Annotated in this window: 23 protein-coding genes; 15 read left to right on the forward strand and 8 right to left on the reverse strand. The window is 67.8% G+C overall.

Features of this window, described 5'->3' with window-relative positions:
* Positions 1–77: 77 nt before the first annotated feature.
* Both BTO20_RS04895 and BTO20_RS04900 read left to right on the forward strand, forming a co-directional pair.
* On the forward strand, positions 78–938 hold the full coding sequence (locus BTO20_RS04895; RefSeq protein WP_087073866.1) for a 3-hydroxybutyryl-CoA dehydrogenase: 861 nt from the start codon (positions 78–80) through the stop codon (positions 936–938).
* Positions 939–1,081: 143 nt separating this feature from the next.
* Positions 1,082–1,957 carry a cyclopropane mycolic acid synthase family methyltransferase gene (locus tag BTO20_RS04900; protein ID WP_087073868.1) on the forward strand — a complete coding sequence of 292 codons (876 nt, stop codon included), beginning with the start codon at positions 1,082–1,084 and terminating at the stop codon, positions 1,955–1,957.
* Positions 1,958–2,030: 73 nt separating this feature from the next.
* Here BTO20_RS04900 and BTO20_RS04905 read toward each other — a convergent pair whose 3' ends face one another.
* The 3 genes from BTO20_RS04905 to BTO20_RS04915 all read right to left on the reverse strand — a co-directional run bounded on the left by BTO20_RS04905 (position 2,031) and on the right by BTO20_RS04915 (position 4,588).
* Entirely contained in the window at positions 2,031–2,888 is an 858-nt protein-coding gene (locus tag BTO20_RS04905) for an endonuclease domain-containing protein (protein ID WP_087073870.1), read from the reverse strand.
* Positions 2,889–2,999: 111 nt separating this feature from the next.
* Positions 3,000–3,878 carry a polyphosphate kinase 2 family protein gene (locus BTO20_RS04910; RefSeq protein WP_087073872.1) on the reverse strand — a complete coding sequence of 293 codons (879 nt, stop codon included), beginning with the start codon at positions 3,876–3,878 and terminating at the stop codon, positions 3,000–3,002.
* 17 nt (positions 3,879–3,895) lie between these two features.
* Positions 3,896–4,588 carry a TetR/AcrR family transcriptional regulator gene (locus BTO20_RS04915; protein WP_064945276.1) on the reverse strand — a complete coding sequence of 231 codons (693 nt, stop codon included), beginning with the start codon at positions 4,586–4,588 and terminating at the stop codon, positions 3,896–3,898.
* A 91-nt stretch (positions 4,589–4,679) separates the two neighbouring features.
* Here BTO20_RS04915 and BTO20_RS04920 point away from each other — a divergent pair, with 91 nt between their 5' ends.
* From BTO20_RS04920 to deoC, 6 genes are all read left to right on the forward strand, one after another.
* The gene (locus BTO20_RS04920; protein WP_408632155.1) at positions 4,680–6,029 is read left to right on the forward strand and encodes a DUF445 domain-containing protein; all 1,350 of its coding nucleotides are present in this window, start codon (positions 4,680–4,682) and stop codon (positions 6,027–6,029) included.
* A gap of 84 nt (positions 6,030–6,113) precedes the next feature.
* Positions 6,114–6,575: a helix-turn-helix domain-containing protein gene (locus BTO20_RS04925; protein WP_087073876.1), complete on the forward strand. Its 462-nt coding sequence runs from the start codon at positions 6,114–6,116 to the stop codon at positions 6,573–6,575.
* 13 nt (positions 6,576–6,588) lie between these two features.
* Complete coding sequence (locus BTO20_RS04930; protein WP_087073878.1) at positions 6,589–7,221, forward strand: heparin-binding hemagglutinin; 633 nt, start codon at positions 6,589–6,591, stop codon at positions 7,219–7,221.
* A gap of 77 nt (positions 7,222–7,298) precedes the next feature.
* Entirely contained in the window at positions 7,299–7,583 is a 285-nt protein-coding gene (locus BTO20_RS04935) for a DUF2516 family protein (protein ID WP_083167464.1), read from the forward strand.
* A gap of 3 nt (positions 7,584–7,586) precedes the next feature.
* Complete coding sequence (locus tag BTO20_RS04940; RefSeq protein ID WP_087073879.1) at positions 7,587–8,012, forward strand: DUF2599 domain-containing protein; 426 nt, start codon at positions 7,587–7,589, stop codon at positions 8,010–8,012.
* Positions 8,012–8,689 carry a deoxyribose-phosphate aldolase gene (gene deoC, locus BTO20_RS04945; protein ID WP_087073881.1) on the forward strand — a complete coding sequence of 226 codons (678 nt, stop codon included), beginning with the start codon at positions 8,012–8,014 and terminating at the stop codon, positions 8,687–8,689. The genes BTO20_RS04940 and deoC overlap by 1 nt, the downstream gene beginning before the upstream one ends.
* A gap of 4 nt (positions 8,690–8,693) precedes the next feature.
* Here the strand turns inward: deoC and BTO20_RS04950 are convergent, their stop codons facing one another.
* Genes BTO20_RS04950 through BTO20_RS04965 form a run of 4 tightly spaced genes read right to left on the reverse strand, consistent with a single transcriptional unit; the run spans position 8,694 to position 11,773 of the window.
* On the reverse strand, positions 8,694–9,602 hold the full coding sequence (locus tag BTO20_RS04950; protein WP_087073883.1) for an LmeA family phospholipid-binding protein: 909 nt from the start codon (positions 9,600–9,602) through the stop codon (positions 8,694–8,696).
* The gene (locus BTO20_RS04955) at positions 9,599–10,414 is read right to left on the reverse strand and encodes a carbon-nitrogen hydrolase family protein (RefSeq protein ID WP_087073885.1); all 816 of its coding nucleotides are present in this window, start codon (positions 10,412–10,414) and stop codon (positions 9,599–9,601) included. The genes BTO20_RS04950 and BTO20_RS04955 overlap by 4 nt, the downstream gene beginning before the upstream one ends.
* 4 nt (positions 10,415–10,418) lie before the next feature.
* The gene (locus BTO20_RS04960; RefSeq protein ID WP_087073887.1) at positions 10,419–11,243 is read right to left on the reverse strand and encodes a class I SAM-dependent methyltransferase; all 825 of its coding nucleotides are present in this window, start codon (positions 11,241–11,243) and stop codon (positions 10,419–10,421) included.
* A gap of 23 nt (positions 11,244–11,266) precedes the next feature.
* Complete coding sequence (locus BTO20_RS04965) at positions 11,267–11,773, reverse strand: DUF2505 domain-containing protein (RefSeq protein ID WP_087073889.1); 507 nt, start codon at positions 11,771–11,773, stop codon at positions 11,267–11,269.
* 26 nt (positions 11,774–11,799) lie between these two features.
* Between BTO20_RS04965 and BTO20_RS04970 the strand changes: the two genes are divergently transcribed.
* The gene (locus BTO20_RS04970) at positions 11,800–12,864 is read left to right on the forward strand and encodes a UDP-N-acetylmuramate dehydrogenase (protein WP_087073890.1); all 1,065 of its coding nucleotides are present in this window, start codon (positions 11,800–11,802) and stop codon (positions 12,862–12,864) included.
* A 45-nt stretch (positions 12,865–12,909) separates the two neighbouring features.
* Positions 12,910–14,196: a L,D-transpeptidase gene (locus BTO20_RS04975; RefSeq protein ID WP_198344461.1), complete on the forward strand. Its 1,287-nt coding sequence runs from the start codon at positions 12,910–12,912 to the stop codon at positions 14,194–14,196.
* On the opposite strand, the gene BTO20_RS04980 is transcribed toward BTO20_RS04975, so the two are convergent.
* Positions 14,197–14,946, reverse strand: coding sequence for an SDR family oxidoreductase (locus tag BTO20_RS04980; RefSeq protein ID WP_087073894.1), 750 nt, complete (start codon positions 14,944–14,946; stop codon positions 14,197–14,199). It abuts the gene before it with no gap.
* 275 nt (positions 14,947–15,221) lie between these two features.
* On the opposite strand from BTO20_RS04980, the gene BTO20_RS04985 reads away from it, so the two are divergent.
* The 5 genes from BTO20_RS04985 to BTO20_RS05005 all read left to right on the forward strand — a co-directional run bounded on the left by BTO20_RS04985 (position 15,222) and on the right by BTO20_RS05005 (position 20,404).
* The gene (locus BTO20_RS04985; protein ID WP_087081617.1) at positions 15,222–16,472 is read left to right on the forward strand and encodes an ROK family protein; all 1,251 of its coding nucleotides are present in this window, start codon (positions 15,222–15,224) and stop codon (positions 16,470–16,472) included.
* 10 nt (positions 16,473–16,482) lie between these two features.
* Positions 16,483–17,817 (forward strand): D-inositol-3-phosphate glycosyltransferase, encoded by a 1,335-nt coding sequence (gene mshA, locus BTO20_RS04990; protein ID WP_087073896.1) that lies wholly within the window; start codon positions 16,483–16,485, stop codon positions 17,815–17,817.
* Positions 17,814–18,320, forward strand: coding sequence for a type III secretion system chaperone family protein (locus tag BTO20_RS04995; protein WP_087073898.1), 507 nt, complete (start codon positions 17,814–17,816; stop codon positions 18,318–18,320). The genes mshA and BTO20_RS04995 overlap by 4 nt, the downstream gene beginning before the upstream one ends.
* A 14-nt stretch (positions 18,321–18,334) precedes the next feature.
* Positions 18,335–19,087: a phosphoglyceromutase gene (locus BTO20_RS05000; protein WP_198344260.1), complete on the forward strand. Its 753-nt coding sequence runs from the start codon at positions 18,335–18,337 to the stop codon at positions 19,085–19,087.
* Between the two features lie 132 nt (positions 19,088–19,219).
* Positions 19,220–20,404, forward strand: a complete 1,185-nt coding sequence (locus tag BTO20_RS05005) for a sensor histidine kinase (protein ID WP_232491038.1) — start codon at positions 19,220–19,222, stop codon at positions 20,402–20,404.
* Positions 20,405–20,410: the final 6 nt, after the last annotated feature.

Raw genomic sequence — 20,410 nt, forward strand, 5'->3', positions numbered from 1 at the left:
TTGACAGCAGCAGGCCCCGCTCAGAATTCTTGGGCGGGGCCTGTCGCGTGTCCGCATATTGAGACGAAAGTGAAGACGTGAGCAATCAAGTAGAACGTGTGGGTGTTATCGGCGCCGGGCAGATGGGCGCGGGCATCGCCGAGGTATCGGCCCGGGCCGGCGTCGACGTCCTGATCTTCGAGACCAATGACGACCTGGTGGCCGCCGGCCGCAACCGCATCACCAAGTCATTGGAGCGCGGCGTCAGCGCGGGCAAGGTGACCGAGCGGGAGAAAGACGACGCTCTGGCAAACCTCAAATTCACCACCAGCATGGCCGATCTCGCCGACCGGCAACTCGTCGTCGAGGCGGTGATCGAGGATGAGAACATCAAGGCCAAGATCTTCGCCGAGCTCGACCGGGTGATCACGGACCCCGACGCGGTGCTGGCGTCGAACACCTCGAGCATCCCGATCATGAAACTCGCAGCAGCTACCCAGAATCCCGCAAGGGTGCTGGGCCTGCACTTTTTCAACCCGGTGCCGGTGCTGCCCCTGGTCGAGCTCGTTCCCACGCTCGTCACCAGCGACGATGCCGCTTCGCGAGCCGAGGAATTCGCGAGTTCGGTGCTCGGGAAGCAGGTCGTGCGGTGCGCCGATCGGTCCGGTTTCGTGGTCAACGCGTTGCTGGTTCCGTACCTGCTGGCAGCGGTCCGGATGGTCGAGGGCGGGTTCGCCACGATCGAGGACGTCGACAAGGCTGTGGTTGCCGGGCTGTCCCATCCGATGGGACCACTGCGGCTCTCTGACCTGGTCGGCCTCGACACGTTAAAGCTGATCGCGGACAAGATGTTTGACGAGTTCAAAGAGCCGCTGTACGCCGCTCCGCCGCTGTTGCTACGCATGGTCGAGGCCGGGCAGCTCGGCAAGAAGTCCGGCAAAGGTTTCTACACCTACTGAGCGGACCCGCGCTGGCACTCAAGGCCGCGCTTAGCTACCCTACCTTCAGTAGGGCCTGCTGGCTCGGTCTTGAGTCCGTGCGGCGCCGTGCGCCGGCTGGGCCGGTTACTTGTCAGCAGAGAAACGTAAAGGGTTACCGTCGCATGTCACAAGCCGATTCCGATCTTGCTCCGTACTACGAGGAGTCGCAGTCGATCTACGACATCTCCAACGAGTTCTTCGCCCTGTGGCTCGGGCCGACCATGGGTTACACCTGCGGTTACTACGAGCGCGAGGACATGACGCTCGATGAGTCGCAGAACGCCAAGTTCGACCTCGCACTGGGCAAGCTCGACCTGAAGCCGGGCATGACCCTCCTCGATATCGGCTGCGGCTGGGGCGGTGCGCTGGAGCGCGCCGTGACCAAATTTGACGTCAACGTCATTGGTATCACGTTGAGCAAGGCGCAGTCGGAGTGGGCCCGGGAGCGCCTGGCCAAGATCGACACCAACCGCACCGTCGACATCCGGCTGCAGGGCTGGGAAGAGTTCGACGAGCCCGTCGACCGCATCGTCTCTATCGGCGCGTTCGAGGCCTTCAAGGCCGAGCGTTACCCGATCTTCTTCGAGCGCGCCTACAGCATCCTGCCGGAGAACGGTGGCCGGATGCTGCTGCACACGATCCTGGCGCACACCCAGCAGTTCTTCCGTGAGAACGGCATCAAGCTCACCATCAGCGACCTGAAGTTCATGAAGTTCATCGGCGAGGAGATCTTCCCCGGTGGGCAGCTGCCTGCGGTCGAGGACATCGAGAAGCTCGCCGCGGACTCGGGCTTCACCCTGGAGCGCACCCACCTGCTGCGGCCGCACTACGCGCGCACGCTGGACATGTGGGCGGCGAACCTGGAGGCGGCCAAGGACGAGGCCATCGCCATGCAGGGCCAGGAGGTCTACGACCGGTACATGAAGTACCTGACCGGTTGCGCCGACTTCTTCCGTCGCGGCATCACCAACATCGGGCAGTTCACGCTCGTCAAGTAGTTCTCTTCGCCGAGGCTACGGTTCTTGGCGCGATTTCTCGGATTTCGCGCCAAGAACCGTAGCCTCGACGCATTCAGCGGGGATATCCCGCCCGATACAGCGCATCCCAGGTACGGGCGATGATCTCCGGGCCCCGATATCGCAGTTGCCGGGCGCTCACCCGCACGATCGTCCAGCCGCGCGAGGCCAGAAATTCCAGCCGGACGATGTCGTTCTCATGGTCCTCGGGGTTCGTCCAGTGTTGTCCTCCGTCGTACTCGACGCCGACCGTCCATTCGGGCCAGCCCATGTCGATCCGCCGGCGCACCCGGCCCCGCCCGTCGGCAACCGGGATCTGAGTGACGGGACGGGGGACTCCGCCGCGGACGAGCAGTAGCCGCAGCCGGGTCTCCTGCGGGGATTCGGCTCCGGCGTCGGCCAGATCGAGTGCGCTCCGCAGCCGCCGGATGCCGCGGGCGCCCGGGTAGCGCTCGGCGATGCTCTTGACCCGCACCACCCCCACGTTGGTCACGTTGAGCAGCGCATCGATCTGGATGATCGCAGTGTCTAGTGGTCGGCGCCGCCCGATGTCGTAGCAGGTGCGGGCGACGCTGGTGCAGGTCATGCCGTCGACGATGTCGACTTCATCGTCGGCGATAGCACCGGTGTGGACGAGGATGCCCGGGGGAGATGGTTGACGGACGCGGGCAAGCTCCGCGGGCGCATCGTCGGGTAGCCAATGGCTGCCGAGCACTGCGGCCGCGGAGTACCCGGCCAGGGTTGCGCTGCGGCCGGACCACAGCCACGCGGCAACTGCCCTCGACGACGCGTCGGGCACGGAATCTTTTGGTATGTAGATGTTTTGGTAAAGCTTGCGATAGCCGGTCCGAAGCGCGTAGCGGGTCACTGCGCCGGCGGCGAGCGCCTCGCTCCCCACGATGATGTCCCCCACACCGATATTCGACGCACAGGGTGCGCGCCCGGTTCCCTTCTCGCGACACTACGGTTTATGGCGCGATTTCCCGGATTTCGCGCCAAAAACCGTAGTGTCGGCGGAAAAAAATCACGCCGACGCGAGCCTGCGCTTCTCCGCTTCGACGTCGAAATCAGCTGGGGGCCAGGACAAGTCGAATTCCTTGAGGGCCTCGATGAGCAGCTCGAGGATGGCCAGCCGGCTGTACCACTTACGGTTGCAGGGCACGATGTGCCACGGTGCGTAGTCGGTCGACGTCCGGTCCAGCATTGCCTGGTACGCCTCTTGGTACTGCGGCCACAGCATGCGTTCGTCGATGTCGCCCGGGTTGTACTTCCAGAACTTGTCGGGGCGCTCCAGGCGTTCGGCCAGCCGCTGCTTCTGCTCGTCGAGGGAGACGAACATCGCGACCTTGACGATCTTGGTGCCGGAGTCGACGAGTTCCTTCTCGAACGCGTTGATCTCGTCGTAGCGGGCTTCCCAGACGTCCGGCGGCACCAGGTTGTGCACGCGGACGATCAGCACATCCTCGTAGTGCGACCGGTCGAAGACGCCGACGTGCCCGGCGGGCGGCAGCGCCCGGCGGACCCGCCACAGATAGTGGTGCGCCAGCTCCTCATCGGTCGGCTTGCCGAAGCTGGCATACCTGATGCCCTGTGGATTACCGGCTCCCACAACGTGTTTGACGATTCCGCCCTTACCTGCGGTGTCCATGCCCTGCAACACCAGAAGCAGTGAGCGGGTGTCGCCGGCCCGGCTGCCCGCGTAGAGCATCTCCTGCAGCCCCGCGAACCGCTCATTGCGCTCGGCCTGAAGATCGGGGGCGTCGCTCTTGGAGCCCGTGAATCCCGGCGTGGCATCGGGATCGATGTCGACGACCAAGGCGCCGGCCCGGAACTCCAGATGGTGGTGTGGCTCGTGGCTCCACTGCGCCGGTAGATCGTCGTCGGACTTGTCGCTGGTGGTCACGCGGCCTAGTCAAGCAGCTACGGCGGCAATACCGGGGAAGGATGCGGCTGCGAGTTGAATTTCTCCAGGGAACCGCCGACCTCGACGATGCCGCACAGCGCGTTCCACGACAGCATCGTCAGATAGTCGATGAGCTCGTCGGAGGTCATCCGCGGGTTCGACATCCACGAGTGGGTCGCCAGCTGCACGCCGCCGACGGTGTGGAACGCCCACGCCTCGGCGCCGCCGGTGTCCATCCCGACGTCGGCCATCCGACGGCGCAGCATTACCGCGAGCATGCGCGCGATGATCTGCTCGGAATCGGCGACCGCCTTGCTCTTGCTGGCCGAGTTGCTCGTCATGACGAACTGATAGGGCTCGGGTTCGGCGGCCACCGTCTCGACGTAGACCTTGATGATCTCGCGGGTCAGGTCGAAGCCGTCGAGGTTGGACGTCAGCGCCGCGGCCATGTTGGGAATCAGCGTGGTCTGCGCGAACCGCATCATGACGGCGGTGGTCAGATCGTTCTTGTCGACGAAATAGCGGTAGAGCACGGTCTTCGAGACGCCGATTTCCGCTGCGATCTCGTCCATGCTGACGTTGCTGCCGAGTCGGCGGATGGCCTCGAGGGTGCCGTCTACCAGCTCATTGCGTCGCTCCACCTTGTGTTGGTGCCAGCGCCGCTTTCGCCCATCGGTCTTCACCGTCGCCGGCGGAGTCTGCTGTGCCACTGTCGCGGTAGTCCCATTCCCTAGTTCCACTTGATAGTACGGCGAAACAACCCCCGTCTGCCCGTGGGACCGAGCCCTCGGGCATGCCTTTGTGGATGATGGAGGCGTGGCACATAGATCCGAAGCAGGTTTGCGTGCGCTTCCTGCTCCGCGAGCGAGTTTCGCCGAGACACTGGCCGGTGCCGATCCGACGGCCGACGCCGAGCGTAGGCGTGGTTTGCGGCGGATGAAGGCTGTCGCACTCGGTTTCCTGCTGGGCGCCACTGTGGTCTATCTGGTGTGCACCTGGGCGGAGTCCCGCGGCGCCGCGGCGCCGACCTGGGTCGGGTATGTGCGCGCGGCGGCCGAGGCGGGCATGGTCGGCGCGCTGGCCGACTGGTTCGCTGTCACGGCACTGTTCCGGCATCCGCTGGGCATCCCGATCCCGCACACCGCGATCATCAAGCGCAAGAAGGACCAGCTCGGCGAAGGGCTCGGCACGTTCGTGCGGGAGAACTTCATGTCACCGCAGGTCATCGAGACCAAGGTGCGCGACGCGCAGGTGGCCGGCCGGCTCGGCAAGTGGCTCAGCGACCGCTCCCATGCCGAACGCGTGGCTTCCGAGAGTGCGACCGTGCTGCGGGTCGGGGTGGAGTTGTTGCGCGACGAAGACGTGCAGCACGTGCTGGACCGGATGATCGTCAAGCGCATCGCCGAGCCCAAGTGGGGCCCGCCCATCGGGCGGGTGTTGGCCACGCTGCTGGCCGAGGGCCGGCAGGAGGCGCTGATCCAGCTGTTGTGTGACCGGGCGTTCCAGTGGTCGCTCAACGCTGGCGAGGTCATCGAGCGGGTGATCGAACGTGACTCTCCGACCTGGTCGCCGCGGTGGGTCGACCATCTGGTCGGTGACCGGATCCATCGCGAGCTGATGGATTTCACCGACAAGGTGCGTCGCAATCCCGACCATGAGCTGCGCCGGTCGGCCACCCGGTTCATGTTCGAGTTCGCCGACGATCTGCAGAACGACGACGCCACCATCCAGCGCGCCGAGAACGTCAAAGAGCAGATCATGGCCCGCGACGAGGTGGCCCGCGCCGCCGAGACCGCGTGGAACGCGGCCAAACGCATCATCGGCGAGTCGGTCGACGATCCGTCGTCGGCGCTGCGGACCCGGATCGCGGATTCGGTGATGCGCATCGGGGAGTCCCTGCGCGACGACGCCGAGCTGCGCGACAAGGTCGACAACTGGATCGTGCGGGCCGCAAAACACCTGGTCGGCGAGTATGGGACGGAGATCACAGCGATCATCACGGAGACCATCGAGCGCTGGGACGCCGATGAGGCGAGCCGCCGGATCGAACTCCACGTGGGCCGTGACCTGCAATTCATCCGGATCAATGGCACCGTGGTAGGTGCGCTGGCAGGCCTGATCATCTACACGATCGGTCAACTACTGTTCTGACCTGCGCTAGCAGGTGCTTGCAATTGTTAGCACTAGGTCGTACCGTGGGTTTTGTCAGCGCAAGCCCAACGGAAGAGGCTCAACATGTCGCAGGACGAGAATCTTGCAGCCGTGGTGAGCAACGCGGCTTCGGACATCGGCAGCTTCATTCGCAGCCAGCGTGAAGCCGCTCAGGTGTCCGTGCGTCAACTCGCCGAGAAGGCCGGCGTCAGCAATCCCTACCTCAGCCAGATCGAGCGGGGACTGCGCAAACCTTCAGCGGATGTGCTCAAGGAGATCGCCAAGGCATTGCGGGTTTCTGCCGAGGTGCTCTACCTGCGGGCCGGGATCCTCGAACCCACCGAGGGCAACCGGGTCCGCGACGCCATTGTCGGCGACACCGCGATCACCGAGCGGCAGAAGCAGGTGCTGCTCGACATATACACGTCTTTCTGTCAGCAGAACGAGGGCAGCGAAGACACGGCAGAGGCGGCGCCGCAGGAATCAGTGCCGGCAACGCCTCCCGAAATACCGCACACACCCCCGTCATCAACTGCAAGCATCTGAAAGGAAATTCGACATGACCGATAAGAATCAGCCCAACGTCGAGGATCTCAAGGCTCCGCTGTTCGCCGCCGTCGGCGCCGCCGATCTGGCCCTGGCCACCGTGAACGAGATCATCGCGAGCCTGCGTGAGCGTGCCGAAGAGGCCCGCACCGACGCCAACACCCGCGTCGAGGAGAGCCGTGCCCGCCTGAACAAGCTGCAGGAAGACCTGCCGGGCCAGTTCGGGGAGTTCCGCGAGAAGTTCACCTCCGAGGAACTGCGCAAGGCTGCCGAAGGCTACGCCGATCAGGCCACCGCGACCTACAACAAGCTCGTCGAGCGCGGCGAGGCCGCCCTGGAGCGCCTGCGCAGCCAGCCGGCGATCGAAGAGGCCGCCAGCCGTGTCGAGGGATACACCGACCAGGTCACCGAGCTGACCCAGGAAGCGCTGGGCACCGTCGCGTCGCAGACTCGCGCCGTCGGTGAGCGCGCCGCCAAGCTCGTGGGCGTCGAACTGCCGAAGAAGGCTGAGAAGGCCGCCCCCGCCAAGAAGGCCGCCCCGGCCAAGAAGGCTGCCCCGACCGCTCCGGCCGCCAAGAAGGCAGCTCCGGCCACCCCGGCCGCCAAGAAGGCCGCCACCCCGGCCAAGAAGGTGACCCAGAAGTAATCCGGTCTCGACCGGCGGCCGCATGATTCGGCGCCGGGTCGTTCGCACTGACGATGACGCCCGCATAGGGTGGTGAGGTGATACTTGCCAACCTTGCGGGCGTCATTGTTGCTGTCATCGTCGTCGCGGTGTTCGTCGTCGGTGTCTACGCCTTCGTGCACGCGGCCATCCAGCGGCCCGACGCCTACACAGCCACGGGCAAGCTCACCAAGCCCGTGTGGCTGGCCATCCTCGGAGTAGGGCTACTCCTGGAACTGTTGATGCGCGACGCCTTCGGGGCCGCCATCTCGGCCTGCGCCACCGGCGTCTACCTGGTCGATGTGCGCCCCAAACTGCTTGAGATCCAAGGAAAGTCGCGGTAGTCGATGCGCTCACCGAAGGCCGCACTCGGTGCGGCCGGCTTGGCGCTGTCCGGGCTGATCACCTTCGCGCCGGTGGCCGGCGCCGAACCTGATCCCGGCCCCGCGCATCCGTACGTCGATCACGTCGAGTGGGCCAAGTGGGGTGATCTGTCGAGCCTTCGGGTCTATCCCACCGCCGTCGCGCGCCAGCTGGCCGCGCAACCCGGCACCACGGCGCAGGCCGACGAGGCGTGGGCCGAGGTGCTGACCCTGTCGCCGGACGCCGATCTGCCCGGTATGCGCGAACAATTCCTGTGCCACTGGACGTTCGCCGAGATCATCGAGCCGGGCAAGACCAGCTGGAACCTGGAGCCGTGGCGTCCGGAGGTGCCGCCCGAGCAGATGGTGGCGACCCGGTGTAATCCCGGCGGTACGGAGGAACCCTTCTGATGACTGACTACAGCCGCGCACAGGTGGCCGCGCTAGTCGACCACACCCTGCTCAAACCCGAGGCCACCGCCGCGGATGTGGCGGCGCTGGTGGCCGATGCAGCCGAGCTGGGCGTGTTCGCGGTGTGCGTGTCGCCGAGCTTCGTGCCGGTTGCCCGGGCCGCCTGCCCGGACGGTCTGGCCGTCGCCACAGTGGCCGGGTTCCCGTCGGGCAAACACCTGTCGGCGGTCAAGGCCAACGAGGCGGCCCTGGCGGCCGAGGCGGGTGCCGCCGAGGTCGACATGGTCATCGACGTCGGGGCGGCCCTGGCCGGCGACCTCGACGCGGTGGCCGCCGACGTGGCCGCGGTCCGCTCCGCCCTGCCCGCGGCGACGCTGAAGGTGATCGTCGAGTCTGCGGCGTTGCTGGAGTTCTCCGGCGAGCGGCTGCTGCTCGACGTGTGCCGCGTCAGCGAGGACGCCGGAGCCGATTTCGTGAAGACCTCCACCGGGTTTCATCCCAGCGGCGGTGCTTCGGTGCGGGCGGTCGAGCTGATGGCCGGCGCGGTCGGCGGGCGCCTGGGGGTCAAGGCCAGCGGCGGCATCCGCACTGCGCAGCAGGCCATCGCGATGCTGCAGGCCGGTGCCACCCGGCTGGGTCTGTCCGGGACCCGCGTGGTGCTCGACGCCCTGAGCTAGGAACTCAGAGCTTCGCGAAGCACGGGTCCTCGGAGGCCTTCGGCATCGACGCGTTCTGCGTCGAGTACTGCGCCTTCACACCGTTGTCGGTGACCTGCACGCTGTCGGCGTGGATACCCATCGGGTAGTTGTCGGTCAGCTGGCTGGTGAAACTGTCCAGGATCGGCTGGATCATCTCGCGCGGCCACGACAGCCCGATCGCGTTCAGTTCGGTGATCTGCAGGGCGATGCCCTTGTTCGCCACGATCGGTTTGGCGGTGATGGTGCCGAGCATGCTCTTGAGCTGGACGGTGCCCGCGGCGGCATTCGTCGACACATCGGTGATGGCCGAGCCGATGAACGGCAGCTGGACCATGTTGGCGGCTGTCTGCCGCAAGCCGTCGAGGGACCACGTGATATCGGCCGTCAGCGATCCGACGGTGCCGCTGGAATCGGCGGTGTCCTGGATCTGCACATCCTTGATGCCGAGCACCACCTTCATGCCCTTGGCCTCGCGGATCTGATTGCCTGCCGTCTCGATGTTGATGTTGGTGTAGTGCCCGGTGGCGTGCTGCCACAAAAACGGCGGCAGCGGATCGAACGATGCCTTGGCGTCGTCCTGCACGACACATGCGACGACACCCGCGACGATGCTGTCGGCGCGCTTGCGGGCATACAGTTCGCCGCCCAGCAGCCCCGCGGCGACCAGTGCCAGCACGATGACCACGACCAGCACGATCGAGAGCGGGTCGGACAGCAGGTTCTTGATCTTCGATGCCGCCGACGACGGCGGTTTCGGCGCGTCGGGAGGTGTTGACGCCGCCGGGGGCGGGGTCGCCGGGTATCCGGGCGGCGGGGCCTGGGGAGGCTCCGAGGCGCTCTCGGACGGCACGGGAGGGGACTGGTCGGTGGGGCGAGCCCAGGGATCGGTCACCCCGCCGATTGTGCCCTACCGATCTGAGCGAGCTCTGAGCGGTTCTGCAGCACCGCGATGCTCTCGCGCGCACGCCGGGCGGCGTCGAGGTCGATGTCGGCGATCAGCAACTCCGTGTCCGTACCGGCGGCAGCCACCACCTCACCGGTGGGGGAGGCGACGATGCTGCCGCCCGCGCCGGTCGGCCCGGCCTTGGCGAGCTCGTCGCCCGGATAGGGCTGATCCACCGCCGCGACGAACCCTGTGGTGTCCAATGCCCGCGCCCGGGCCAGCAGCGTCCACTGTTCGAGCTTGCCCGGCCCCGACGCCCAGGACGCGTGCACGGTGATCAGCTGGGTCCCGCGGCGGGCCAGCTCGACGAACAGTTCGGGGAAGCGGATGTCGTAGCACGTGGTCAACCCGACCGTGACGCCGTCGACGGTGATGGTCACCGGCTCGAAACCCGGTGCGACAGTTTTGGATTCGGCAAAACCGAAGGCATCGTACAGATGGATCTTGTGGTAGTGCGCAGCCACCGAGGGTCCGGTGGCCAGCAGCGTGTTGGTCACCCGGCCGGCGTCGGCCGGCACGAACATCCCGGCCACCACCACGACCCCGGCGGCCGCGGCGATGTCGCGCACTCCGTTGGCCCACGGACCGTCCAGCGGCTGCGCGACCGGTGCCAACGGCACCCCGAAGCGGCACATGGTGGCCTCGGGGAAGAGCACCAGCTGGGCCCCGACGGCTGCGGCTCGGCGCGTGTAGGCATCGACGAGCTCGAGGTTGGCCGCCGGATCGGTGCCGGTGGTGATCTGCGCCAGGGCAACTCGCATGGCCTCAGGATAGTGGCGCGACGGTCGCCCACGGCACGGTCAGCACGCCGTCGCGCATCCGGCGCCGCGGCGGCTCGACCGGGAAGCCTCCGAAGTTCTCGTCGCGCAGCAACTCCAGCATCGCCCGCCAGCGCACCCGAGGCCCGAACACCCCGTGCCCGGCCACACTGGCCCAGGCCAGGTCGGCGGCGCTGAGCAGGGCGTGGACGCGCTGGCCCGGCACATTGTGGTGAATGAGCACCTTCGGCAGGCGCACGGCCAGATCCGACGGCCGTTCGATGCTGAACGGGTCGCACGCCAGGGTCAGGCTCACCGGTCCGGTGGCGTCGAGAAGCACCCAGCAGCTCAACCGGCCCAGCTCGTCGCACGTGCCGTCGATGATCAACCCGCCCGGGGCCAACCGGTGCTGCATCGTCGCCCACGCGTCGGGCACCGCCTCGACCGGATACTGGCGCAACACGTTGAACGCCCGCACCAGCACCGGGCGCAGCCCGGCCAGCTCGAACCCGCCGAGGGTGAACTCCACCGACCGGTGCCTGCCCGACGCCTTGTGTCCTGCTTGCAGGGCAAGGGCCCGGGCCGTCGCCACCCGCTCCGGGTGGATCTCCAGGCCGACGACGCGGGCGTCGGCCCGCACGGACTGCAGTCGGGCCGCCAGCTCGAGCGTGGTGACCGGAAGTGCGCCGTAGCCCAGGTCGACCACCAGCGGGTCGGACGCCGCACTCAGCGCGGTGCGCACGCGCGCCGAGTGCACCAGCCAACGATCGCTGCGGCGCAGCCGGTTGTACCCGGTGGTGCCCCGCGTGATCGCCCCGACGGGCCGACTCATGGCTCTCGACGCTACCGCCGGGTTCAGCTGTTCTCGGTGATCCACACCGTGGTGAACCGCTGTTCGGCGGTCAACAGATCCACCAGCTGCCCGCCGATGAAATTCTCGATCTTGCCACCGACCAATGGCACCTTGACTTCGACGCTGAGCGTCACCGTCAGCCGGGCACCGCCACCGGCCGGCGCCAGCACCCCGCCACCGTCCAACGTCACCGGTGCCCCGGCGATCACGCCGCTGACGGTCACGGCAGACCGGTCGTCGCGGACCGGCTGCCAATGCTCTTCCCGCCGGATCCGCAGGTCGCCATGGTGGAACTGCGACACCAGCGCGGGCAGTCCGTCGGCGCGCAGCACGTGGCTGGTGATGACGTCGACGTGCCCGTCGTCGGCCACGGTCAACTCGTCCAGCGTGGCGTCGTCGGCGCCGAAATTGGCCAGCCGGGCCCGCCAGTATTGCTCGCTGCGGAAAGCCTGATGCACCTGTTCGACCGTGGCGGGATATTCGGTGGCCATGTCGAATGATCGCGGCATAGCTGGCCACGCTACCGTTACCGGCCGTGGCCACTTCGTATGTCGCCGGGGTGGCGGTCGCCGAGTCGGTTCCGCTGGCGCCGCTGACCACGCTGCGCGTCGGGCCGGTCGCGCGCCGGGTCCTGACCTGCACCAGCACCGAACAACTCGTCGGCGTGCTGCGCGCACTCGACGACCCGATCCTGGTGCTCGCAGGCGGTTCCAACGTGGTGCTCGCCGACGATCTGGCCGACACCCAACCCGAGCTCACCGTGGTGCGAGTGGCCAACACCGAGATCACCGTCGAGGACAACATCCTGCGCGCCGAGGCAGGCGCTGTGTTCGACGACGTGGTGGTGACTGCACTGGCGCACGGATTGGGCGGGCTGGAATGCCTCTCCGGGATACCCGGCTCCGCCGGGGCGACGCCCGTGCAGAACGTCGGCGCCTACGGGACCGAGGTCGCCGACACCATCCGCCGGGTCCGGCTGCTCGACCGGCGCAGTGGCGAAGAACGTTGGGCCGCACCGGAAGAACTGGGTTTCGCCTACCGGACCAGTGTGCTCAAGCACTCCGATGCCGTCATCGTGCTCGAGGTGGAATTCGAGCTCGACGCGCATGGCCGCAGCGCGCCGCTGCGCTACCGGGAACTGGCCAACGCGCTCGGTGTCCAGACCGGCGAGCGGGCCGATCCGCTGCGGGTCCGGGAGACCGTGCTCAAGTTGCGGGCAGGCAAGGGCATGGTGCTCGACGCCGACGACCACGACACGTGGAGCGTCGGTTCCTTCTTCACCAACCCGGTGGTGTCGCAGGCGCAGTTCGACGCGTTGCGGAAATCGGCCGACGTGCCGCATTACCCGGCGCCCGACGGCGTGAAACTCGCGGCAGGCTGGCTCGTGGAGCATGCGGGCTTCGGCAAGGGTTTCCCCGGCGACGGCGCCCCGGCCCGGTTGTCGACCAAGCATGCCCTGGCGCTGACAAACCGCGGCGGGGCCACGAGCACCGACGTGATTGCGCTGGCCAGGCGGGTGCAGGCAGGTGTTCGCGAGGTGTTCGGGATAGATCTCACACCCGAACCAATTCTGATTGGAAGCTCGCTATCGGTACCCTAGGTCCACGTGAGCTCAGCCGGTTTTTTCCAGGTCCCGGCGCCGGTGATGAACCGGCGCCGGGCCCTGTCCACGCTTGCTGTCGGAGTCGGCGCAAGTGTGCTGGCAGCATGCGCGGGTAACTCGACGCCCAAGTCGGCACCGGAGGCCGCCCCGGCGGCCCCGAAGGTGACGTACCAGCCCGGTGCCGACGCGTCCGACGTGATCCCGACCGCTGCCGTGGGAGTCCAGGTCGCCGACGGTTGGTTCCAGACCGTCAGCCTGACCAATCCGGACGGCAAGATCGTGGCCGGCGCGCTCAACCGCGACCGCACCGCCTACACGGTCACCGAACCGCTCGGCTACGGCATGACCTACAAGTGGTCCGGGTCCGTGGTGGGGCACGACGGCAAGGCCGAGCAGCTGCAGGCCAAGTTCAAGACCATCGATCCGCAGAAGCAGGTCAACGGGCAGTTCCAGCTCGCCGACGGCCAGGTGGTCGGGGTGGCCGCGCCGATCATCCTGCAGTTCGACGCCGCGATCAGCGACGCCGACAAGGTGACCGTCGAAAAAGCACTCAAGGTCACCACGGATCCGCCTGTGGAAGGCGCCTGGGCCTGGCTGCCCGACGAGTCCGCAGGCTCACGGGTGCACTGGCGGACCCGCGAGTACTACCCGGCCGGAACCAAGGTCAACGTCAACGCACCGCTCTACGGCGTGAAGTTCGGCGACGATGCCTACGGGGCCGCCGATTCCACGCTCAGCATCGAGATCGGCCGCCGCCAGGTGGTCAAGGCCGACGCGACCAGCCACCGCATCCAGGTCATCAACGACGGCGGCGTGCTGTTCGACTTCCCGTGCAGCTACGGCGAGGCCGACCTGCCCCGCAACGTCACCCGCAGCGGCACCCACGTCGTCACCGAGAAGTACGCCGACTTCTACATGTCCAACCCGGCCGCGGGCTACAACAACGTCCACGAGCGTTGGGCGGTGCGCATCTCCAACAACGGCGAGTTCATCCACGCCAACCCCGCCAGCTCGGGTGCCCAGGGCAACACGAACGTCACCAACGGCTGTATCAACCTGTCCACCGGCGATGCGGAGCAGTACTTCCACACCGCGATGTACGGCGATCCGGTCGAGGTGACCGGAACGTCCATCCAGCTGTCCTACGCCGACGGCGACATCTGGGACTGGGCGATCAGCTGGGACGAGTGGGTATCCATGTCGGCCATCAACAACAAGAAGCCGCCGGAGATCCCGGTGAGCGCCCCCGCGACGCCCACCGATGCGCCCACCCTGTCGGGCACGCCGACCACCACGACGCCGCCGCCGGCCCGGGGGCCGGGCGGCTAGTCACGTCCGCCGGTTGTACCGGGTGGCCGAGGCCTGATCGCGCGGCCGGATCACGATCTGGTCCAGGTCGACGTGGCTCGGGCGGGTCGCGACGAAACCGATGACCTCGGCGATGTCCTCGGCGACCAGCGGGGTGAGCCCGGCGTAGACGGCGTCGGCGCGCGCCGCATCACCGTCGAAGCGCAGCAGCGAGAAGTCGGTGTGCACCGCCCCCGGCGCAATCTCGGTGAGCCGCACCGGTTTTCCCAACAGTTCGCCGCGCAGGGTGCGGTGTAGTGCGCTCTGGGCGTGCTTGGCCGACGTGTAGCCGCCGCCGTTGTCGTAGACCTCGAACGCCGCGATCGAGGTGACCGTGACGATCAGCCCGTCACCCGAGGCCTCCAGCGCGGGCAGCAACGCCTTGGTCACCCGCAGGGTGCCCAGCACGTTGGTCTCCCACATCCAGCGCCAATGATCCAGATCCGCCGCGGCCACGGGCTCCAGACCGCGTGCGCCGCCTGCGTTGTTCACCAGCACATCGACGCGATCCAGGCCGGCCGCCAGGGCGTCGACCGCGTCGTCGTCGGTGACGTCCGCCACAATTGCGGTACCGCCGATCTCGGCGGCGACGGCCTCGATCCGGTCGGCTCTGCGGGCCACGCAGACCACGTGAAATCCAAGGGAGGCAAGGGTTTTGGCGGTCGCTGCACCGATGCCGGCACTGGCGCCGGTTACCACTGCCACCCGGCGGTCGTTGTGTGGTGTCGTCATCTGCCCAACTTTAATTGGCGTGCTAAGTTCATCGTGTGTCTCGGAGTTCTCAGGCTGCCTTCGTGCGGCGTGCGTGTTGTTGTCGCGCACCCCGCCGCGCCTGATTCGTACCCGGACACCGTTTTCCTGTCCTGCTGAGTCGCCAGGTGTGGCCCCCATCCACCGGCCGACCTCCAGTAAGGACCTTTCACGTGACCACCGCTACCGCCGTCAGCACCGCCCCCGCCGCACCGCTGCGTCGTCCCACCCGCGCTGGCGCCGCGCACAACAAGCGCGTGCTCACCCCCGCCAGTGCCCGCTACCCGCAGTCGCGACTGCTGCACATCGTCGCGCCGTCGCTCAAGGTCGCCGATGCGGCCGCCGCATCGGTCTTCAGCGCCGCACGCACGCGCGGCCCGATCGCACGTGACGCCATCGCGCAGCACACCCAGCTCAGCATCGCCACGGTGAACCGCCAGGTCACCGCCCTGCTGGAGGCCGGCATCCTGCGGGAACGCGCCGACCTCGCGGTATCGGGTGCGATCGGACGCCCCCGGGTGCCCGTCGAGGTCAACCACGAGCCGTTCCTCACCCTGGGCATCCACATTGGCGCCCGCACCACCTCGATCGTGGCCACCGACCTGTTCGGCCGCACGCTCGACGTGGTCGAGACGCCGACGCCGTCCGGCGCACAGGCCGCGGCGTTGGCGACGCTGGCCGCCAGTGCGCGCCGCTACCTGAGCCGTTGGCACCGCCGTCGCCCGCTGTGGGTGGGCGTCGCATCCGGTGGCGTCGTCGACAGCACCACGGGCTACCTCGATCACCCCCGGCTGGGTTGGCACGACGCCCCGGTGGGGCCGGTGCTCGCCGAGGCGCTCGGGCTGCCGGTGTCGCTGGCCTCGCACGTCGACGCCATGGCGGGTGCGGAGCTGCTGCTGGGTGGTCGCCGGACAGGTGCCGACGCGGGCCAGGCCAGGACCAGTCTGTACGTCTACGCCCGCGAGACCGTGGGCTACGCGCTGTCCATCGACGGCCGCGTGCATTCCCCGGCCAGCGGGCCGGGCACCATCGCGGGCCTGCCCGCGCAGTCCGAATTGCTCGGCGGCACAGGGCAATTGGAGTCGACGGTGAGTGACGAGGCGGTGCTGACCGCGGCCCGCAAGCTGCGCATCGTGCCCGCCGAGGGGGCGGCGTCCACCCTGCCCGCGGTGCTGCGCGCCGCTCGCGCGGGTAACGCTCAGGCCGCCGAACTGTTGGCCGACCGGGCCCGGGTGCTCGGCGAAGCCGTCGCCCTGCTGCGCGACATGCTCAACCCCGACGATCTGATCGTCGGCGGCCAGGCGTTCACCGAGTACCCCGAGGGCATGGCCGCGGTGGAGTCCGCGTTCGCCAGGCGGTCGGTGCTCGCCGCGCGCGACATTCGGGTCACGGCATTCGGGAACCGGGTCCAGGAGGCCGGCGCGGGGATCGTTTCCCTGGGCGGGCTGTACGCCGATCCGATCGGTGCGATGCGGCGCGCTCAGACCCGCCGATCTGCCGCGGTGTAGACATGACGATGTGCGCCTAACTTCAGACGGTTCCGACGCCGCTGCGGAACGGCAGCGGCCCGACGGGCCGCGTCGCGTCGCGGTGCTGTCCGTGCACACCTCGCCACTGGCCCAGCCTGGCACCGGTGACGCCGGCGGCATGAACGTCTACGTGCTGCAGACGGCACTGCAACTGGCCCGCCGCGGCGTCGAGGTGGAGATCTTCACCAGGGCCACCTCGTCGGCCGACGCACCGACCGTCGCGGTGGCTCCCGGCGTGCTGGTGCGCAACGTGGTGGCAGGCCCGTTCGAGGGCCTCGACAAATACGATCTGCCCACGCAGCTGTGCGCGTTCACCGCCGGGGTGTTGCGCGCCGAGGCCACCCACGAACCCGGCTACTACGACGTCGTGCATTCGCACTACTGGCTCTCCGGCCAGGTGGGCTGGCTGGCCAGGGACCGCTGGGCGGTGCCGCTGGTACACACCGCCCACACCCTCGCCGCCGTCAAGAACGCGGCGCTCGCCGAGGGGGACGCCCCTGAGCCGCCGCTGCGTGCGGTCGGGGAGCAGCAGGTGGTCGACGAGGCCGACCGGCTCATCGTCAACACCGAACATGAAGCGCAGCAACTTGTTTCGCTGCACCACGCCGACCGTTCGCGGATCGACGTGGTGCACCCTGGGGTGGACCTGGAACTGTTCAGCCCGGGCGATCGGCGCGCGGCCAGGGCCGTACTGGGACTGCCCGCCGACGAGCAGGTGGTGGCGTTCGTCGGCCGGATCCAGCCGCTCAAGGCGCCCGACGTCCTGTTGCGGGCCGCCGCCAAGCTGCCCGGCCTGCGGGTGCTGGTGGCAGGTGGCCCCTCCGGGCGTGGCCTCGAGGAGCCCGAGACGTTGGTTCGGCTCGCCGACGAATTGGGTATCACCGACCGGGTGACGTTCCTGCCGCCGCAGTCGCGGGCCGATCTGGTCAACGTGTACCGCGCTGCCGATCTTGTTGCCGTGCCGAGCTATTCAGAGTCCTTCGGGCTGGTCGCCATCGAGGCCCAGGCCTGCGGGACACCCGTGGTGGCCGCCGCCGTCGGCGGACTGCCGGTCGCCGTGCGCGACGGCGTCACCGGGGCTCTGGTCCACGGTCATGACATCGACGACTGGGCCGCGGCCATCGACGATGTGCTGCAGCGCGATCCCGTCGCGCTGAGCCGCGCAGCGGTGGCCCACGCCGACGGCTTCTCCTGGGCCCACACCGTCGACGCGTTGCTGGACAGCTACGCCACAGCGATGACCGACTACCGGGCCCGGCACGCCCGGCCCCCTGTGCGCCGGTCCGGCCGCAGGTTCTCGATGCGCAGGGGGGTGCGGGCATGACGGCGGTTCAGCAGGTCATCGAGGACACCCTCGACGAGCACGGTCTGGAATACAGTCACCACCCCGGATCGCACGGCGGACTGCCGGGCCTGGTGGTGGCGCTCCCCGGGGAGCGCAAGCTCAAGACCAACACCATCCTGAGCATCGGCGAGCACTCGGTGCGGGTGGAGGCGTTCGTATGCCGTAAGCCCGATGAGAACCACGAGGGCGTCTACCGGTTCCTGCTCAAACGCAACCGCAGGCTCTACGGCGTCGCCTACACCCTCGACAACGTCGGCGACATCTATCTGGTCGGCCGGATGGTGCTCGATGCGGTCACGCCCGACGAGATCGACCGCGTGCTCGGGCAGGTGCTCGAAGCAGTCGATTCGGACTTCAACACGTTGCTGGAGTTGGGTTTTCGCAGCTCCATCCAGAAGGAATGGGCATGGCGGGTGTCCCGCGGTGAGTCGCTGAAGAATCTGAAGGCCTTCGAGCATCTGATCGACGACGCAGACGGCTGACCCGCTGTGACAGGATGAGCGTCATGCCGACGCTGATCTTGCTCCGCCATGGTGAGTCCGACTGGAACCAGAAGAACCTGTTCACCGGATGGGTGGACGTCGACCTCACCGAGAAGGGCCGTGCCGAGGCGGTCCGCGGTGGCGAACTGCTGGCCGAGCAGGGTGTGCTGCCCGACGTGGTCTATACGTCGCTGCTGCGTCGCGCCATCAACACCGCGAACCTGGCGCTGGACAAGGCCGACCGGCACTGGATCCCGGTCCACCGGGACTGGCGGCTCAACGAGCGGCACTACGGCGCGCTGCAGGGCCTCGACAAGGCCGCCACCAAGGAGAAGTACGGCGAAGAGCAGTTCATGGCGTGGCGGCGCAGCTACGACACGCCGCCGCCGCCCATCGAGAAGGGCAGCGAGTTCAGCCAGGACGCCGACCCGCGCTACGCCGACATCGGCGGCGGCCCGCTGACCGAATGCCTCGCCGACGTCGTGGCCCGGTTCGTGCCCTACTACGAGCAGGCCATCGTGCCGGACCTCAAGGCAGGCAAGACCGTCCTGGTCGCCGCGCACGGCAACTCGCTGCGGGCGCTGGTGAAGTACCTCGACGGCATGTCGGACGACGAGGTCGTCGGGTTGAACATCCCCACCGGCATTCCGCTGCGCTACGACTTGGACGAGAACCTCAAGCCGCTGGTGGTGGGCGGGGAGTACCTGGACCCCGAGGCCGCGGCCGCGGGTGCGGCGGCCGTCGCGGCGCAGGGCGCCAAGAAGTAAGTCCGGACATTCGGCAAACAACCGGTGAACCTGGGTAAACGCAGGCCGAACTCCTGTGTTTGCCTGTGTGACTTGTCCCAATTTGGCCGCACGCTGCTGGGATGACGTTCACCCGATGCGTACGCTTTTCGCGTGAGTGTTGTGTCGGCGCTACTGCTGACGGTGATCGTCGCAGTGCTTGCGCTGGCTGTCGGCCTGGGCGTCGGTGCTGGGTTGATGCCCAGGATCAGGGCTAGACAGGAGCGGCGGGCGGCCGACGAGGCCGGTCTGACCGTGTCGCAGATGCTGCAGCACATCGTGTCGCTCTCACCGGTGGGCATCGTGGTCGTCGACATGTTCAACGACGTGGTCTACACCAACGACCGGGCCGACGAGCTGGGCGTGGTGCGTGACCGGCTGCTCGACGAACGTGCCTGGCGTGCCGCCGAGCAGGTGTTCGCGACCGGTCAGAGCGTCGAGGTCGACCTGTCGCCGCTCAAGGTGGCCAACCCCGGCCGGTCGGGCATCTCGGTGCGGGGCACCGTGAAACTGCTGACCGACCACGACCGCCGGTTCGCCGTCGTCTACGCCGACGACCAGTCCGAGCACGCGCGAATGGAAGCGACCCGGCGCGATTTCGTCGCCAACGTCAGTCACGAACTGAAGACGCCGGTCGGCGCGCTGGGTGTGCTGGCCGAAGCGCTGCTGGCCTCGGCAGACGACCCGGACACCGTGCGGCACTTCGCGGACAAGATGGTCGCCGAATCGCACCGGCTGGCCGACATGGTCGGTGAGCTCATCGAGCTGTCCCGGCTGCAGGGCGGCGAGCGGCTGCCCGATCTGGACGAAGTCGACGTCGACGCCGTCGTCGCCGAAGCGCTGTCGCGGCACAAGGTGGCCGCCGACAACGCCGACATCGTCGTCACCACCGACGCGCCGACGGGCTACCGGGTGCTCGGCGACGAGGCGCTGCTGGTCACCGCCATCGCCAACCTGGTCTCCAATGCAATTGCCTACTCGCCCAACGGATCCGGAGTTTCCGTCAGCCGTCGTCGCCGCGGCGGCAGCGTCGAGATCGCGGTGACCGACCGTGGTATTGGTATCGCCAAGGCCGACCAGGAGCGGGTGTTCGAACGGTTCTTCCGGGTGGACAAGGCGCGTTCGCGGGCCACCGGCGGCACCGGCCTCGGGTTGGCGATCGTCAAACACGTGGCGGCCAACCACAACGGAACCATCCGGCTGTGGAGTCAGCCGGGAACCGGGTCGACGTTCACGTTGTCGATCCCGGCGTATCCCCATCACGACCGATCAGATGATTCGTACGAACGAGAGGATTAGCGAGAA

This window comes from Mycobacterium dioxanotrophicus, from assembly GCF_002157835.1.
GTDB classification, from domain to species: domain Bacteria; phylum Actinomycetota; class Actinomycetes; order Mycobacteriales; family Mycobacteriaceae; genus Mycobacterium; species Mycobacterium dioxanotrophicus.